Source organism: Acinetobacter sp., from assembly GCF_049284435.1.
In the GTDB taxonomy this organism is placed as follows: domain Bacteria; phylum Pseudomonadota; class Gammaproteobacteria; order Pseudomonadales; family Moraxellaceae; genus Acinetobacter.
The window spans coordinates 1-17,145 of record NZ_JBAPXX010000046.1 but is presented as its reverse complement, the minus strand read 5'-3'; the positions used below and the strand labels follow the sequence as shown (position 1 = coordinate 17,145).

The 17,145-nt window shown below is 44.9% G+C and carries 13 protein-coding genes and 1 pseudogene; 7 read left to right on the top strand and 7 right to left on the bottom strand.

Annotated features, from left to right (window positions below):
• Positions 1-126: 126 nt before the first annotated feature.
• Positions 127-721 (top strand): annotated as a pseudogene (locus WAK81_RS03930) (DNA-binding response regulator).
• Positions 722-778: 57 nt separating this feature from the next.
• Here the strand turns inward: WAK81_RS03930 and ppk1 are convergent.
• The gene (ppk1, locus tag WAK81_RS03925; protein WP_422195769.1) at positions 779-2,860 is read right to left on the bottom strand and encodes a polyphosphate kinase 1; all 2,082 of its coding nucleotides are present in this window, start codon (positions 2,858-2,860) and stop codon (positions 779-781) included.
• Between the two features lie 112 nt (positions 2,861-2,972).
• Positions 2,973-3,647 carry a monofunctional biosynthetic peptidoglycan transglycosylase gene (mtgA, locus tag WAK81_RS03920; RefSeq protein WP_422195768.1) on the bottom strand — a complete coding sequence of 225 codons (675 nt, stop codon included), beginning with the start codon at positions 3,645-3,647 and terminating at the stop codon, positions 2,973-2,975.
• 77 nt (positions 3,648-3,724) lie between these two features.
• Between mtgA and WAK81_RS03915 the strand changes: the two genes are divergently transcribed.
• Complete coding sequence (locus WAK81_RS03915; RefSeq protein ID WP_422195767.1) at positions 3,725-4,543, top strand: rhomboid family intramembrane serine protease; 819 nt, start codon at positions 3,725-3,727, stop codon at positions 4,541-4,543.
• Positions 4,544-4,577: 34 nt separating this feature from the next.
• Here WAK81_RS03915 and WAK81_RS03910 read toward each other — a convergent pair whose 3' ends face one another.
• Together WAK81_RS03910 and WAK81_RS03905 are read right to left on the bottom strand one after the other, a co-directional pair.
• Positions 4,578-7,070 carry an ABC transporter permease gene (locus tag WAK81_RS03910; RefSeq protein WP_422195766.1) on the bottom strand — a complete coding sequence of 831 codons (2,493 nt, stop codon included), beginning with the start codon at positions 7,068-7,070 and terminating at the stop codon, positions 4,578-4,580.
• Between the two features lies 1 nt (position 7,071).
• On the bottom strand, positions 7,072-7,797 hold the full coding sequence (locus tag WAK81_RS03905; RefSeq protein ID WP_422195765.1) for an ABC transporter ATP-binding protein: 726 nt from the start codon (positions 7,795-7,797) through the stop codon (positions 7,072-7,074).
• A gap of 11 nt (positions 7,798-7,808) precedes the next feature.
• Here WAK81_RS03905 and WAK81_RS03900 point away from each other — a divergent pair, with 11 nt between their 5' ends.
• Positions 7,809-8,438: an arylesterase gene (locus WAK81_RS03900; protein WP_422195764.1), complete on the top strand. Its 630-nt coding sequence runs from the start codon at positions 7,809-7,811 to the stop codon at positions 8,436-8,438.
• A gap of 35 nt (positions 8,439-8,473) precedes the next feature.
• Here the strand turns inward: WAK81_RS03900 and WAK81_RS03895 are convergent, their stop codons facing one another.
• Positions 8,474-9,088: a carbonic anhydrase gene (locus WAK81_RS03895; protein WP_004646264.1), complete on the bottom strand. Its 615-nt coding sequence runs from the start codon at positions 9,086-9,088 to the stop codon at positions 8,474-8,476.
• 315 nt (positions 9,089-9,403) lie between these two features.
• Between WAK81_RS03895 and WAK81_RS03890 the strand changes: the two genes are divergently transcribed.
• Entirely contained in the window at positions 9,404-10,441 is a 1,038-nt protein-coding gene (locus WAK81_RS03890) for an alpha/beta fold hydrolase (protein ID WP_422195763.1), read from the top strand.
• Positions 10,442-10,455: 14 nt separating this feature from the next.
• On the top strand, positions 10,456-11,457 hold the full coding sequence (locus WAK81_RS03885; protein ID WP_422195762.1) for a hypothetical protein: 1,002 nt from the start codon (positions 10,456-10,458) through the stop codon (positions 11,455-11,457).
• A 45-nt stretch (positions 11,458-11,502) separates the two neighbouring features.
• Here the strand turns inward: WAK81_RS03885 and WAK81_RS03880 are convergent, their stop codons facing one another.
• Positions 11,503-13,566: a TonB-dependent receptor domain-containing protein gene (locus tag WAK81_RS03880; RefSeq protein WP_422195761.1), complete on the bottom strand. Its 2,064-nt coding sequence runs from the start codon at positions 13,564-13,566 to the stop codon at positions 11,503-11,505.
• Between the two features lie 193 nt (positions 13,567-13,759).
• A complete protein-coding gene (nfuA, locus tag WAK81_RS03875) occupies positions 13,760-14,398 on the bottom strand; it encodes a Fe-S biogenesis protein NfuA (RefSeq protein ID WP_422195760.1) in 639 nt (212 codons plus the stop codon).
• 158 nt (positions 14,399-14,556) lie between these two features.
• Here nfuA and WAK81_RS03870 point away from each other — a divergent pair, with 158 nt between their 5' ends.
• Together WAK81_RS03870 and WAK81_RS03865 are read left to right on the top strand one after the other, a co-directional pair.
• Positions 14,557-15,174: a rhomboid family intramembrane serine protease gene (locus WAK81_RS03870; protein WP_422195759.1), complete on the top strand. Its 618-nt coding sequence runs from the start codon at positions 14,557-14,559 to the stop codon at positions 15,172-15,174.
• Positions 15,175-15,393: 219 nt separating this feature from the next.
• Positions 15,394-16,935, top strand: coding sequence for a hypothetical protein (locus WAK81_RS03865; protein ID WP_422195758.1), 1,542 nt, complete (start codon positions 15,394-15,396; stop codon positions 16,933-16,935).
• Positions 16,936-17,145: the final 210 nt, after the last annotated feature.

Below are 17,145 nucleotides of genomic sequence, written 5' to 3'. Positions count from 1 at the left end.
TGAATTGAATACATTCAGTCCGCCTAGACACTTAATTCGGCTAAATCCCTATTCTTTGGGATAGGCATTTTCATCTGCCTAATTCACAGTATAGTTCTCTATCAGCATCTACAGGATCGTGTTTTATTGGCTAGCCTCTTGCCTGCACCAGTTTTAGTGATCCATTCACCGACTGGACTCGACCTGTCAAACATCCAGACCGTGCTACTGCAACTAGGCTATCAGCCAGATATGCTACTGTATGCGGACAATATGCTGTCTGCACAATCCATGATTATTGAACATCTGCCCAACCTGATTCTTTATCATGTAGCAACAACTTCAGAGATCAGTTTGATTCATTAGCTGAAACAACAAAAGCCCGTATCAGCCTGTTATTACCATATTCAATACTAATTCTACAGCACTCATTTATTCAGCCTTGTTGTCCGGCGCTGATAGCTATATGCAGCATCAGAATTCATTTCCCGAGTTCACTGAAAGTCTGAAAACTGTGTTACGCGGTGGAGCCTACATTCATACTGAATTAGCAGACTATATCCTGCACCAGCCCATTGCCAAAACCTGTTTCAACTTAGCTGAATTACAGTTATTACACATATTGAGTCAACATAAATCGCAAGCCGAACGACAAAACCAGCTCGAGATGAAAGATTATCAGATGTATAGCCGGGTCAAACACATCTATCGAAAACTGGTTAGACTCAGCTTAAACAGTTAAATTCTATGTTCGAAATAAAAAAGAGGCTGAATTTTCAGCCTCTGGAAATGCTTAAGCTTATTTAAACAGCTCTAACAGAATACGTTGTGCATTATGCGGTTTTTCACCTTCTTTTGGCTGTGCCCGCAGCCAGGTGCCATCACCTTGCAATGACCAGGATTGCTGGTTGTCTTTCAGGTAATTCAACAGACCTTGTTGATAGATACGTTTTTTCAAAGCTTCATCTTCGACCGGGAAACAGGCCTCGACCCGATTAAACAGGTTACGATCCATCCAGTCTGCACTTGAACAGTAAATCCGTGCATTGCCATTATTGCTGAAATAATACACGCGGGTATGTTCCAGGAAACGTCCGACAATTGAACGCACCCGGATATTTTCCGACAGACCCGGCAAGCCCGGACGCAAGCTGCAAATCGAGCGGATAATCAGGTCAACCTGTACTCCGGCCTGAGAAGCCTCATAGAGTTTATTGATCAACTGCATCTCGGTCAGCGCATTGACTTTGACAATGATCTGCGCCGGCTTGCCTGCCTGGGCATTCAAAATTTCATTATCAATATAATTAATCAGTTGAGCATGTAAGGTAAACGGCGCATGTAACAGCTTTTTCAGCTTGGCCATTTTCCCCATACCAGTCAGCTCCTGGAAAATACGGTGTACATCTTCACACAGGTCTTTGTCTGTGGTGAGCAAACCATAATCGGTATAAATTCGCGCATTGCCAGCATGATAATTACCGGTTCCCAGATGCACATAGCGCACCAGCTTGTTATTTTCCCTGCGAACCACCAGAATCATTTTAGCATGGGTTTTATAGCCCACAATACCATACACCACCACCGCACCGGCTTCTTGCAGGACATTGGCGACTTCAATATTGGATTCTTCATCAAAACGCGCACGTAACTCAATCACGGCCGTGACTTCTTTGCCATTGCGGGCAGCTTCAGCCAGTACCTGTACAATTTCAGAATCCGGGCCACTGCGATACAAGGTCTGTTTGATTGCCAGCACTTGTGGATCACGTGCCGCTTCGCGTAACAGTGAAATGACAGGGGCAAAAGATTCAAAGGGATGGTGCAGCAAGATATCCTGTTTCTGCATGGCACTAAAAATATTTTCAGATTTTTTTAGTACTTTAGGAATGATCGGGGTATGCGAATCATAACGCAAATGTGGGCGCTTAAAGTTAGACAGCAAACGTGCCAGATTGACTGGACCCGCAACTTTATAAAGCTGCTCTTCTTCCAGATCAAACTCATTCAACAGATATGCATAAATATGCTGCGGGCAGTTTTCTGTCACTTCCAGACGTACAGCACGGCCAAAACGGCGCGAACTAAGTTCACCTTTGAGTGCCTTGGCCAGATCTTCTACATCTTCATTCAAGGCCAAATCGGCATTGCGGGTCACGCGGAACTGATAACAACCGGTCGCGGTCATGCCAGGAAACAGGTCCGAGACATGCTCATGAATAATGGCCGACAACATCACATGATGCTCTTTGCCATCGGTCAGCTCATCTGGCAGACGTACCACGCGTGGCAGTGAACGCGGTGCAGGTACCACAGCCAGATCAATCTGACGGCCAAAAGCATCTTTCCCTTCCAGTGTGACAATAAAGTTCAGTGATTTATTCACCAGCCGTGGGAATGGATGCGCAGGGTCCAGACTGATCGGAGTGAGAACCGGCGCAACCTGCTCCTGAAAATATTTTTTAATCCAGGCAGATTGTGCCGGAGTCAGCTCACCACGGCGCAAGAAGCAAATATCTTCCTCACGCAGTTTTGGCAAAATCTCTTCATTTAAAATACGGTACTGGCGTTCAATGGCGGCATGTGCGGTTTTAGAAATCTGTTCTAAAACCTGCTTTGGGGTTAAGCCATCCGGACTCCGGCTTTCATTGTCCAGATCCAGCTGCTCCATCATCCCGGCGACACGGATTTCAAAAAACTCGTCCAGATTACGTGAGAAAATTAATAGGAAATTCATGCGTTCGAGCAATGGATGTAAAGGATCGACAGCCTGTTCCAGGACACGTAAATGGAAGTCTAGGATAGACAGTTCACGATTAATATAACGATCATTATATGTATATTCGGGCTGTGCTGAAGTTGTGCTGGCTGCCGTATTCATATCAAACCTATGCGGATTTAAAATTGTGCTTATCGCTCCAAGTATGCTTCAAATTGATGACAATTTCATAAAAAAAAGCCCAAATAATTGGGCTTTTTCTTCAAATCATCAATTAAGGTAATTCTGCATAACGCATATAGCGCTGAATCATCCGTTTACGTGCATTTAATGCAGAGGAATTGCGATGATCCTGGAAATATTTCGGATTGGTCAAAATGGCAGCCAGAAAGATCGCCTGATCCCGGGTCAGGCTTTGCGCAGTTTTACCAAAATAATGCTTGGCCGCCGCTTCAACGCCGTAGATATTGTCCCCGAACTCGATCGAGTTTAAATAGACTTCCAGAATCCGCTCTTTCGACCACATGCGTTCCATCATCCAGGTCGCGACCGCTTCCTGACCTTTACGCACAAATGAACGCTTGTTGACAAGAAACAGGTTTTTCGCCAATTGCTGGGAGATTGTCGAACCACCAGCGACTACACGGCCCTGATTTCTGTTTTTATTCAGCGCAGTTTGAATTCCGTCCCAGTCAAAACCATGGTGATGAATAAATTTTCCATCTTCTGCAGTGACGACGGCACGTTTCAGATTCAGGCTGATCTCATCATAGGGACGCCACTGATGCTGAATCGCTTTGGAAGGTTCTGTCCAGTAATCAATCCGCATCATCATGGTAGTGTTCACCGGATTGGTTCGCCACCAGGCCAGACTGGCAAAGATCCACAATTGAACCACCAGAATCACACTGACGATGACGAGCATCGTGCGGATCAGAAAGGCTTTCATGTCAGTGTGTTACTCCTGAAAATTTAATTTTTCGTGTTAAGCTTATTCGAAATATACAATCACAGCAAAAAAATAGCATGTCTGAATACTCTCCCCCTGTCGAACATCGCAAACTTGAAATGCATCTCTGGTGGATCACCGCCATTTTAATCGGGATCAATGTTGGATTATTTGGCTGGCAAGCCATCAATGGCATGGATGTTAGCCAGCCGAGTACCCGAGACGCTATTCTCTGGGGTGCCGATTATGCACCTTTAACCTATTTAGCGGAACCCATGCGCTTGTTTAGCAGCATGTTTTTCCATTTTGGCCTGATTCACCTGATGTTGAATATGTGGGCCTTGTATATTTTTGGTAGTGTGGCCGAACAGCTGTTTGGCCGGATGTATTTTATTGGCCTGTATGTGTGTGCCGGATTAATGGGCAGCCTGCTCAGTGGCTATATGAACATTCAAGACAGCTATAACTTAATTGAAGGCGGTGTGGCCAATCCCGATTTATTGCCGGCAGTCAGTGCCGGCGCATCCGGTGCCGTGATGGGACTCGGTGCCTCACTCACGGCGCTGGCCTTATTGCCGATGCTGCCACAGCAACGTTTTATCCTGGATAAAAAAACTCTGGTGATGGTGATGGGTCTGAATCTGGCACTTGGTTTTATGATCAGCGGAATCAACAATGCCGCACATATTGGCGGCATGCTGATGGGGGCTTTTCTCACCTTGTTATGGTACATCGGTCAAAAAAAGCAGCGTAGCCGCCTGTTCAATCTGATTGCCCTGCTTGTCGGTTTCGGCCTTTGTGTGATGCTTTATCAACATAACTTGACCTTGATTGAAGCAATTCGCCCACTGTGGCAAGAAATGCTGGAACTGATGCAGCAGCAGTTACGACTTTAAATCAGAACCGGTTTAAAAGCCCAAGAGATGAATCTTATTGATTCATCTCGCGCAAGCTTTGTAAGGGCGGAATATCTGACAGATAACTCAGGCGATAACGGCCAATTAGCATACATAAAGCGGTCATAAAGATCGGCAGGATAATCCAGATTTCCCAATGCGGCTGAATCATCAAATCCATTTTATAGCTGGCAATTGCACTGATGACTTCGGCAAACAGACAGGAAACTATTCCGGCAAACAGTCCGATAAAACCAATTTCCAGACTCATCATGGTTTTCAGTTTCTGCTTGGAACTACCGAATGATCGGAGCAAAGCCACTTCACGTTTGCGCTCATCCATCAACAGGTTCAAACAGGCCATCAGCACCAGAAAACCGGAAATGCTGACCAGTACCGCCAGGATCGTCACGATTTGCACCAGCACATTTACAATGCGTTTGATCTCTTCCAGAATCAGGCTGACATCAATAAAAACTGTGTTGGAAAATTGCTGGATCACAGACACCAGCTTGCCTTTATCTGCCTCCGGGACATAAAAACTGCCCAGATAACTGCCGGCATTGGCATCCATGGTATTTGGGGCAAAAATAAAGAAGAAGTTAGGGCTAAAACTTTCCCACTCGACTGTTCTTAAATTGACTACTTTGGCTTCCAGTATCCCTTCCGGCAGACTGAAACTGAGTTTATCTCCAATCTTGATCCCTAACTCTTCGGCAGTATTGGCTTCAACTGATACAGTTCCGGCCTGCTTTAAAGCTGCCTCACCACTGACAATCACATTATCCTGGGGATAGCGGTTTGACTGGGTCAGATTCAGTTCACGCCTCAAGGTATTGCTGCTTTTCACCAGTTCCTCGGCAAAAGGCTGATCATTTTTGGCGACCAGACGCCCGCGTACATTCGGATACAGTGGCGTGCTTTTCCAGCCATTCTGCTCAAATTGGGCTTTGAGATCTGGCATATCAAAAGGCGGCAAACCATAAACGAACTGGTTCGGCGTACCTTCCGGTAACTGTTGCTGCCAACGATCTAGCAGGTCTGTACGCAAGACTGCCAATACTGTAATCAGGCTCAAGCCCAAGGCTAAAGCCGTAATCTGCAAGGCGGTCTGAGAAGGTGTACGTACATAAGCTGACAGATTCAACTTCATATTACGCAGCAGTTTCAACACCCCCCATACCGTCAGATACAGCACTGCACATAACACGATAATCGCGCCAATCACCCAGGCGGTCAGCAACAGATTTTCAGTCAAAATCACACTAAAGATAATCAGGCTGAGCGTTCCGGTCAGCAGCATCCACAGCATGGATTGTACTGATTTTTCCTGCTGACGAATCACCCGAATTGGCGGCGTATTCAGGAGTTGCAATAAGCTTGGCATGACAAAGCCGAGTAGCACCACGGCACTGGTCAGCATCGCGATCGGCAATGGCCCGAGCAACATTGCTAGGGCTGAAAATTCAATCTGTAAATTTGGAATCAGCTGCAACATCAACTGTAACAATCCATAACCCAGACTGATCCCGACCACGGTACCAATTAGCATGGCAATCAGCAGCACCATCCCGAGTAAAGCCAGATAAGCCGACAGAATCTGCTGCTTGGTAGCGCCAATACAACGCATCAAGGCAATATGATCCTGATTCTGCTGCACATAGCGCTGCGCGGTTAAGGCTATGGCAATGCCGCATAATAGAATGGTCAAAATATTCGCCAGTTGCAGGAAAGTATCCAGATTAGCAATCGGCTTCATCAAGCGGGTATTGCCTTCACTGGCATTGCGTAACCTGAGACTGCTTTGCTCCTCAAACTCCTGCCCTTGCACTTCCGCTGGCGTTTCAGCCGAGCCGTTTGCTGACTTGACCTGCTGCTTGAACAAGGCTTCATATTGTTGGGTATCATCCGGGCGACCAGCCATGAGTAAGCGATATTCAATCCGGCTCCCTACCTGAATCGCATTGGTTCGTGCCACATCTGCCTGAGAGATAATTACCGTTGGTGAAAATCCGGAAAATCCAAGTTCCTGATTGGAGTCCTGTTCAATCTTGGCGGTGACTTTAAACGCCGCATCGGCAATATTGAGCTGATCCCCCAATTTGACTTTGAGCAAATCCATGGCTCGTGGACTGAGCCAGATTTCACCAGATTGAATCGATTTTTTTGCCGGTTGCACCCGCAGTTCGCCACGCACAGGAAAAGCCTGATCAATGGCTTTGACATTGACCATAACAAACTGCGCATCGGTATAGGCCATACTGCTAAAGAAAGTGACTTCTGACTGCTTTAAATCCAGCTGCTTGGCCTGATCACGCCACTGCTTCGGCAAAGGCTCATTATCTGAAAGCACCAGATCACCGGCCAGCATTTCTGCTGCCTGCAAGGCGACTGCATTTTGGATCTGCTCGTTACTAAACTTGAGTGCAGTGGTCGCACTGATCGCCAGCGTTAAGGCAATAATCAGCAGATAAATTCCGGTCGTTTTAAAACTTTGAGTCAGTAAAGGACGAAATAATGGATTCATTTCATCCTCCACTCGGATGTTCAATCAGCTCGCCATTCAGCAGTTCAAAATGCCGCTGACACTGCTGCGCCAGTTTGCGGTCATGCGTGACCAGCACCAAGGTCGTCCCCAGTTCCCGGTTCAGTTGAAACAGCAGTTGTTCAATTTCTCTGGCCGTTTCACCATCGAGATTGCCTGTAGGTTCATCGGCAAAAATGATTTTTGGTTCACTGACCAGTGCACGAGCAATCGCCACACGCTGTTGTTCACCGCCAGATAGCACTTTTGGCGTTTGCTGCGCCTGTCGATCCAGACCGACCTTATGTAGTAATGCCAACGCCTTTTGCTCAGCTTCTGCATATTTAAAGCCGGGCTGCAGGCGCAGTGGCAGCATTACATTTTCAAGTGCAGTCAGATGCGGCAAGAGCTGAAAAGACTGAAAGACAAACCCGATATTTCTTAAACGTACCAGCGCACGTTGTTCTTCATCCAAGCTAGACACTGATTCGCCACAGACCATAAGCTGACCTGAACTCGCCTGATCCAGTGTCGCCAGAATACCCAGTAATGTGGATTTTCCGGAACCGGAACGACCGGTAATTGCCACCTGCTCCCCGGCCTGAATCTCCAGATCAAGATCCTCAAAAATGGTTAGCTGTTTTTGTGAAAGTTGTATCTTTTGTGTCAATTTCTGGGCAGAAATAATAGCCTGTGGCATGATGGTCGAATCGTTGCTGCTTTGAATCATACGTGTCCTATATGAAAGATCTTAATCAGAAAACTCGGCTATTGCCTTACTTTTTTTTGCTCAGTCTGTGCCTGTTACCTCTTGGGGTTTCAGCAAAGACGATTATGATTTTAGGTGATAGTTTAAGTGCAGGTTATGGTATCCAGCCCCAGCAAGGTTGGGTACATTTATTACAAAAGCGTTTAGAGCAACAGTATCCGAAACAGCATAAAGTGGTCAATGCAAGTGTCAGTGGCGAAACCACCAGCGGAGCGCTGGCCAGACTACCAAAATTGCTACAGACGCATCGTCCAGACCTTGTGGTCATTGAGTTAGGTGGCAATGATGGCTTGCGTGGACAACCACCTCAAATGATTCAAAAAAATTTAGCCAGCCTGATTCAGCAGAGCCAGAAAGCCAAGGCCAAGGTCGTGGTCTTTGGCATAAAAATGCCGCCTAATTACGGACAGGCCTATAGCAAGGCTTTTGAAAATAATTATAAAGTGGTGAGTCAGCAATATAAGGTGAAGTTATTGCCCTTCTTTATGCAAGGTGTCGCCGGCCATAAGACCCTGATGCAAAAGGATCTGATTCATCCGAATGCCAAAGCGCAGACGATCCTGTTAAATAATGCTTATCCATACATTAAAGGCGCTTTATAAAGCGCCTTTAATTTGTTCAAATCTTAAAATCTGACTTAGAAATCAAAGAATGTAACTTCACCTGTTTCAAGTGAATATTCAGCACCCACGACTTTTAATTTTCCTTGTCCAATCAGGTTTTCCAAAACAGCTGAACCATGACGCAACTGATTCACCGAGGCAAATACGTTGGAACGTACTGCATGCTTGGATAATTTTGCCAAGTCATTTTTCAGTTCAGTTTGCATTAAGGTTTCAACTGAAGGACGTACGCGGTTCACAATCGACATCAGGTTTGCTGATGGCGGACAATCTGGACACATTAAGGTATCAATGGTGGCTTTAATCGCACCACAGTGACTGTGACCTAACACAACCACAATCGCGCAATCATAACGTGCCGCGGCAAATTCAACACTGCCGACCTGTGAGGGGGCAACAATATTACCTGCCACACGAATCACAAAAAGATCGCCGAGCCCCTGATCAAAAACCATTTCGGCTGGAACGCGCGAATCTGAACATCCCAAAACAATCGCAAACGGATTCTGATCCTCTGCCATTTCTGCGCGCTGTTGGTGGCTAAGTTGTTTTGGATGCGTGGTATCGCCACTGACAAAACGTTGGTTACCCTGTCTAAGACGTTCTAAAGCTTCTTGAGCTGTGAGCATTCTTTTCTATCACCGATGGTTTTAGTTGCAATATCTTACTGCCAGTTTTTTTGAATGTCACTTGCAAAAAATCTTAGCTGATTAAATTTTTAGCATTTATCTAATTTCATTTCTGCAGGGAATTTATGCGCAATACATCACATTTTCCAGTCATTTAATGTAATCTAGCAAAAAACTAATGGGTGACAAGCGCAAGGATTGATTTAAAATAGGGTGAAGAATAATGTTTTTATTTGAATGAAAATTGCAAATTTATAACATGGAAGTATTTTGATTGAGCAATTTGCTCACTGGGTTTGTTTGGGGGAATAGCCGATGAAGAAAATAATAAAATTGCGTTCGAAAATGATCTGTTCAGCCTTGGTTGCCTTCAGCATGGCATTACCGGGCCTGACACATGCTCAAATACTGTTTAGCCAGAAGAATGAAACATCTGCCAAAGTCTTGCAGCAGCATTTGTTGCAGGAACGCAGCCTTGCCGGTCTCAAATCCAAGACCCTCAAAATTGGCGAGGTCACCTGGAGCTATAGCGAAGGCGGTGCCAAGAACAAACCATCCATTCTACTGATTCATGGTCTGGCCGGCACGCGCGACAACTGGAACCGGGTCGCGCAGTTTCTGACGCCCTATTATCATGTCATTATTCCGGATCTGCCAAGCAACGGTGACACCAAAGTTCCGGACAATTTTGATGTTTCTGTACCTAATGTGACCTCCCAGCTACGTCTATTTATTGAAACCTTAAATGTGGACGAGAATTTACATATTGCTGGGCATTCTCTGGGTGGCTCGATTGCTACGATGTATGCTTCACAATATCCTTTTGATACGCAAAGCCTGTTTTTGATCAATAGTGCTGGTCTTTACAAAATGGGGAATACTCCCTATACCAAAGACCCACAAGCCTTAAAAGATCTGATCGTCAGCAAACCTGGCGATCTGCAGGATGTATCCAAAGAGCTCATGCAGAACCCAGCGGTGATTCCTTATCAGTTGCGGCATGCACAGGAAAAACTGCTGATTTCACGCGCTGAACAAACCAGAAAATCGATTGATCAGGTGGTGATGCTAAACCGGATTTATACACCGGAAACCTTTGCCCGCCTGACCCGCACGGTAGAAGCACCCACCTTGATTTTATGGGGCAGACAGGACCGAATCATTAATGTCGAAGTGGTCAAAGAACTGCATGCCCTGCTGAAACGTGCCGAAAAACCGGTGATTTTGAATAACGTCGGGCATATGCCGATTCTGGAAGCAGAAAAACAGGTCGCACAACATTATTTGCCTTTTCTGGCCAAGACACAGACCCTAAAAAACCCGCTTGCTGATAAACTCATTCCTTTAAATTAAGTTTCAGAGATGCTATGCAGAAACACCCGATGATTGAGCAGTTGATCGATGCTCAACTTGATTTTCTCGATCAGGCATTTTCTCAATCTGAAACGATTCAAAGCGAGTTTCATTCATTTTATTTGTGGTTGCGTAAACAGACTCTAAAAGAGCTGTGGAGCTGTGAACTGATCAATCAGCTTTTACAAAAACAGATTCTCGGTACTGCCGCCAGCAGCTTTCTGATTGAACAGATTGCCGAGCACATCCGTTTTACCCTGGTCCATCCGGCCAATGATACCACCACAATCGCCGATCTGATTCCAGTCCTGACCGTGGACAAAATCGCCCAGTATGTGGCCAGCAAAAGTGGCCATCGTCAGCGTCTGATTAAAACCGTAGTCAATAATCCGGCATTTTCAGCCATGATTACGCAATTGATCCAGCATTCCATTCAGGATTATCTGGATAATTCCGTGATTGCCAAAAGCGTACCCGGTGTTTCCCGCTTTATGAAAATGGGCAAATCCGTTCTGGAAAATGTCACCGACACCAACCTCGATAGCACCGTTGCGCGTTATCTGCAAAAGAACATTCTGAAGCTCAGCCAGATGAGTGAGCATGTGCTGAACCAGCATTTTGACGACGAGAAACTCTATCATTTTCAGGCCAATCTCTGGCATAAAATTAAGGATATGCCAGTATCGGTCTTGAAGAATTATATTGAACTTCAGGACCTGAATCAGACGGTCGGTTTAGGTCATGACATCTGGGATCACATACGCCAGACAGACTATTTACAGCAGCAAGTACATGACGGAATTCATACCTGGTATGTCCGTAATCAGGAACATACTTTTGATCAGTTACTCCGTGATCTGAATATTGATGAATCTTTAATTCAGAATGAATTGCAGCAACTGCTCAGCCCGGTAATCCAGCAGATGGTTTCTCAAGGCCATTTACGTGAACGCGCACGCATGTATCTGGAACAATTTTATTATCATGAAGATACTTTGAAAATTCTTAAGATTTAAATAAAAAAAGCCGCTTTATAGCGGCTTTTCTATTTTCTCGTGTGCTTAGAATTTTGCATTCAGGCTGATACCGTAACGACGGCCATCCAATAATTGATCACCATCAATATCTTCAGCTTTTTCATCCAGTAGGTTATAGACGCCGAATTTACCGGTCAAATTCGGACTGAATTTATAGTTAAAGCCAACATCTACAAATTGGTAGCCTGGATTTGGCTGAGCCATAGAAGTACGGCTCAAGTATGCAGAGGTTTCAGAACGATGGTGCAAGCGGCTCCAGACGTTTAATGCATCATTTAGCTCATAATCGACACCAATATTAAACATGTGTTCTGGCATCTGGTTAAGTGGCTGACCTTTAAAAACACCCGATTTAAACTCTGAATCGGTATAGGTATAGTTTGCAGTCAATGTCGTGTAATCATTCAGACTGGCTTCTAGCGTTGCTTCTACACCACGAATTTCTGCTTCATCCACGTTGATTCGTTCACTAATAAAGTAGAATGGAATATCCCCTTCGAAACATTTCCAATTCTGCCAGTTATTACGGTTTGTTGTGGTGCCATCAGTATCGGTTTCGCAGGCACGAACTTCCGTAATCCGGTCTTTATATTTAGTGATAAAGCCAGTCAGCGATGTATTGATATCATCATTTTTCCAGTTGAAACCTAATTCAGTCGATACACTTGATTCAGGTTCCAAGTCCGGATTGGCACGAATAATGCCACGGCCTGTTGGCAAAGGTGAACCACCGCCACCCGTGACGCTATAGAACCCATCTGTGGCTGCACGAATATCAGGCTGTTTATAACCTGTGGCCACCCCCCCTTTTACTACAAAGTTATCATTTACCGCGTACACCCCATACAGTCGTGGCGATAAATGACCACTATAGTTTTCATCATGGTCATAACGCAGGCCGGCGGTTAAATCGAAACGATCCGTCATGCTCCAGGTATCTTCAAGGAATGCAGCAGCAGACCAACGTGTTAACTCACTAAATTCAGGTGCATTGGGATTCCGGTTAGTCGCTTTATCGACCAGTTTTTCATCTTTAAGATATCCACCGAATGACAGCATGTGATCACCTAAAGACCAGTTCCATTGACTGTTCGCTGTCCAGGTATCCAGGGTAATCCCCTTGGTGCCGAGTTCCGTATTTCCGCGATCCGGATTTTTTGAATTTTCATACTGGATATAAGATGAACTGTCCAAGTTATCGCTATAACGCCCATTATGGGTTACTGAGTAAACATTACGATAATTGCGCGAGAATGAATCTGCAGCGCCTTGGGCGGGTGCTACCGTTTTACCGACTGAAGTCGTGGATTCCTGCTGCACAAAATTGGCTTCAACCTGCACATCATGATCATCATTAATGGCATAGCTCAGACGTGAATTTAAGCTTTCACGTTCTGTGCCACGAAAACCGCCTACATAATGGTCTTCATTACGTTTCTGCTTATTGACTGCCAGCTGCAAGCCCAGCTTGTCTGCAATTAAAGGACCGGCAAGATATGCAGAAGCATTTTTAATATCACCTGAACGGCTACTGTCCTGAAGCGTGGTTCCTAATTTGACATGACCAGACCATTCATCCGACACTTTTTTGGTAATGATATTGACTACCCCGCCCATGGCATCCGTACCATAGAGTGTAGAAGCTGGACCACGAATAATTTCAATACGTTCAATGGCGGCAAGTGGTGGCAGAATATTTTTCTCAAAACCGCCATCATCCCCATTCGGGTTCACATCCTTGCCGTATTGACGCTTACCATCGACCAGAAACAAAGTATAGTTTGAACTCATGCCTCGAATACTAATGGACTGTGCAGAACCTGAACCCGAAACCACTACGCCAGGCGTATTACGCAGCACATCAGTAATGTCGTTATATTCACGTTTATCTAATTCTTCACGATCAATCACGGTAATGGAAGCAGGTGCTTTAGCCAAATCTTGCTCATAACCTGTTGCGGTCACCACAATCGTTTGCAGTTTAGTCGCTTCCGCCTGTGGAACAACAGCTTCGACTGCAAATGCATTACCCGTCATGACTGAAGTTACAGCAAATGCTAAAGTTGTTTTTAAGAATGGCTTATTCATATCTTGCACGCCCCAATATTTATGAAGAGATCATGTTTATTCGGTTGCGAAGTGTAACATCTTTTCAATTGAATGCAATTAATGTTGATAATTATTATCATTAACATTCACTGGTTTTTAAGCCACATATAAAAAAACCTCGAAATTTCGAGGTTTTTTAAAATGCGATAAATAAACTGTTATATGGAACAGATTATTTCATATACGCACCTTCAGATTGACTATGATCCGTTTCATCAACGACATGCATTAACTCTGGTACATGTTGTTTTAATGTGGTTTCAACACCTTGTTTCAAGGTGATATCAATCGCTGAACAGCCCTGGCAACCACCACCAAATTTAAGTATAGCGGTTAAACCTTTTTCAGGGTCTTCTTTGACTTCAACCAGTGCACAGTTACCGCCATGACCTGCCAGGCCCGGGTTAATTTCAGACTGCAATACATAGGTAATACGCTCTTCTACCGATGCATCTGGCCCAACGCGTGGCACTTTGGAATTCGGTGCACGGAAAGTCAACTGACCACCAAAACGGTCTTTGTTGTAATCAATCACGGCATCGAGTAAATACGGAATAGATAGCGAATCGATAAAAGCAGGGAAATCAGGATATTCCTGCTTATAATCTGTCGGTACAACTTCATCAGGTGCACTATAGGCCATGCAACATTCAGCGCGAGGAGTACCCGGATGCTCTACAAAAACACGCACACCAATACCCGGAGTGTTCTGTTTATCCAGTAGATCCTTTAAATACTCTTGTGCTGTTGGTGTAATCAATAAGTTGGGAATTTCACCAACAACTGGAGTGCTGCTGTTCTCAGTCGACATAACAATAATTTCCTCAAGCTCAAGCGGCCATTTTAACTGAAGATGCGGGGTAATTTTTAAAAATCAACTAAAATTGTCGGATTTATTATAAAAGTACAACTTTAGCTCAATTTTAATGGCATGATAATTGGCAAATAGGCACCATTAGAATCATTTATATGCTTGATTTACCTTTTAATCATACCGTGACCATTATTCTGATCACCTGTATTGTGTCATTCATTGCTTTCTCCAAAGAGACGGTGATGAATCGCCTGATTTTCTGGCCACCGGCACTGCAACGTGGACAATACGATCGCTTTATTACTCATGGCTTTATCCATGCGGATGGAGCGCATCTCTTGTTTAACATGATTACCCTGTTCTTTTTTGGCAGCGTGATTGAAAGCTTTTATCGTCAATACCTGTATGACCTGGGTTTTATCCTGTTTTACCTCGGTGGTCTGATCGCAGCGATTCTGCCAAGTTACCTGAAGCATAAAAATGATGCGCACTGGGCAAGTCTAGGCGCTTCCGGTGCAGTGTCGGCTGTGCTGTTTGCTTATATCTTATTTGAACCTTGGAAGTTAATCTTTGTGTTCTTCATTCCGGTTCCTGCAATTATTTTTGCTGTGCTGTATGTAGCCTACAGCATCTGGTCAGGCAAAAAAGGCAATAGCAATATTAATCACAGCGCGCATTTATGGGGAGCGGCTTACGGGGTGGTCATGACGATTATTCTGGAGCCACGCCTGATTCCGCATTTCCTGAATAAACTGATGCAGGTTCCGTTTTAATTAGGGTTTTTAAATACTGATGGAATGAGGCTATATATGAATTAATCCTCATATTTCTGCTAAAAATTGATAAGAGAGTTGCTGCTCTCTTATTTGTTTGAAACATCTCGTAATATATTAGAAAGTGATGATGTCACTTAATGCCAATCTTGGACTGAAATTTGCAGCGATAATGTATATATCTGTATATTAATTACTGTCATTCTCGAGATATTTTGCATGTCCACTACACCAGACGGTCTTCAATTTCCTCTTCAGTCTCCACAACAAAAATCAAGTAGCTCAAAAGCAGGGCGCGCAATTATCGCGGCAGCTCTAGCCAATGTCGCCCCTCACAGTTCCGCACAGGCACAATCAGAAAAAAACTGGCGTAAACTTTACACCTTACATTTTAAGCAGTTGGTCGAGCAGGGTCTGAGCTCTCCTGAAGCCAGCCTGAAAATTGCAGAGGATGGATTGGCACAGGCCCATCAGACGTTTGAATTTTATCGTGACGGTCACAAGCATTTACTGCAGGAGGTCTTCTCCCTTCCCGCGGGTCAGTTACATACCTTCAAGCTGACAGGTAATAGCAAAGCGGCACCAGAATGGTATGTGCCCTACCAGGGTCAAAAGCTGCAAGGTGATGCCTTACTGGAGCAGATTGAACGCTGGGAAACTCAAGGCATTATGGAAACCAGCCATGCCAATGCCCTACGTGAATGTGTGGTACATCCTGAATGGTTTGACCTGTCAGATCGGACCACAGTGCTGTTTGGTGCTGCATCTGAAGCAGGACCTCTGACCTGGTTGGCAAAATGGAAAGCCAATATTGTGGCGATTGATTTGCCGAATACCCGGGTCTGGGGCAACATTATCGATACCATCAACCAAGGCAATGCCACACTATATGCACCTTGTACTGAAGACTTGCGTGCCGATACTTCACTTGATATTTTAAAAGAAAAACTGGGCGCGAATTTGCTCACCCAGATTCCTGAAATTGCCAAATGGTTATTACAGTTTGAGCAGGATTTAGATCTAGCTGCAATTGCCTATCTTGATGGTGAAAAGCATGTCCGCGTTTCCATGGCGATGGATGCCATCATGCACTATGTTAGCCAGCAAAAAGCCAATACCAGCCTGATGTACATGTGTACGCCGACCGATGTGTATGCCGTGCCGAGTGAAGTGATTGAAGCGTCAAAAGTGAAATACACTGAACACTCCAAGGCACAGACCCTGATTTCTAAAAGTGTTGCGACTTTAAGCCGCAAACACTTTTTCCAGAAAAATAGTCATGAGCTGATTCAGTCTGGCGATCAGGCATATGGCATTTGTGACTGTCTGGTGGTTGAACAAGGCCCGAACTATGCGCTGGCAAAACGTATCCAGCAATGGCGTGCTACCTTGGCTCGCGCTCAAGGCCAGCGGGTCAGTATCAATATTGCACCTTCTACGACCACTCATTCTGTCACCAAAAATCCGCTATTAAAAGCCGCATTCAATGGCGCCAGCCTGTTTGATGTGGAAGCTTTCGCGCCTGAAACCACCAATGCGATTATGGCGGCTCTATGGATTCATGATCTGCGTAATCCAGAATCGGTGGCCAATCCTGAAGTAAAACTCAACCATCCGCTTGAATTGATGATGCATGGTGCGAATCATGGTGGTTTGTGGCGGGTTGCTTATCTGGCGCGTACCGCACTGCCTTTTGCTGCGCTGTATGGTTTTGCGACGGAGAAGTTACCAAAGGGATTATTGAGTAAGTTGAAGAAGTAATTTATTTCCTTCACTTTACTCTTCTCCTAGGGTCGATACTCTTTTTATTTAAAATTCCGCCCTCACCCCAACCCTCTCCCTAAGGGCATAGGTATCTACACATCTTTAGGTACTTAATGCAATTGTTGCGATTTCATTCAGTTCATCTATTGAATATTCCGAGAGCAGTTGAAGAGTGTTCAGTAAAATCGAAAGTCCTGCCAATATTGC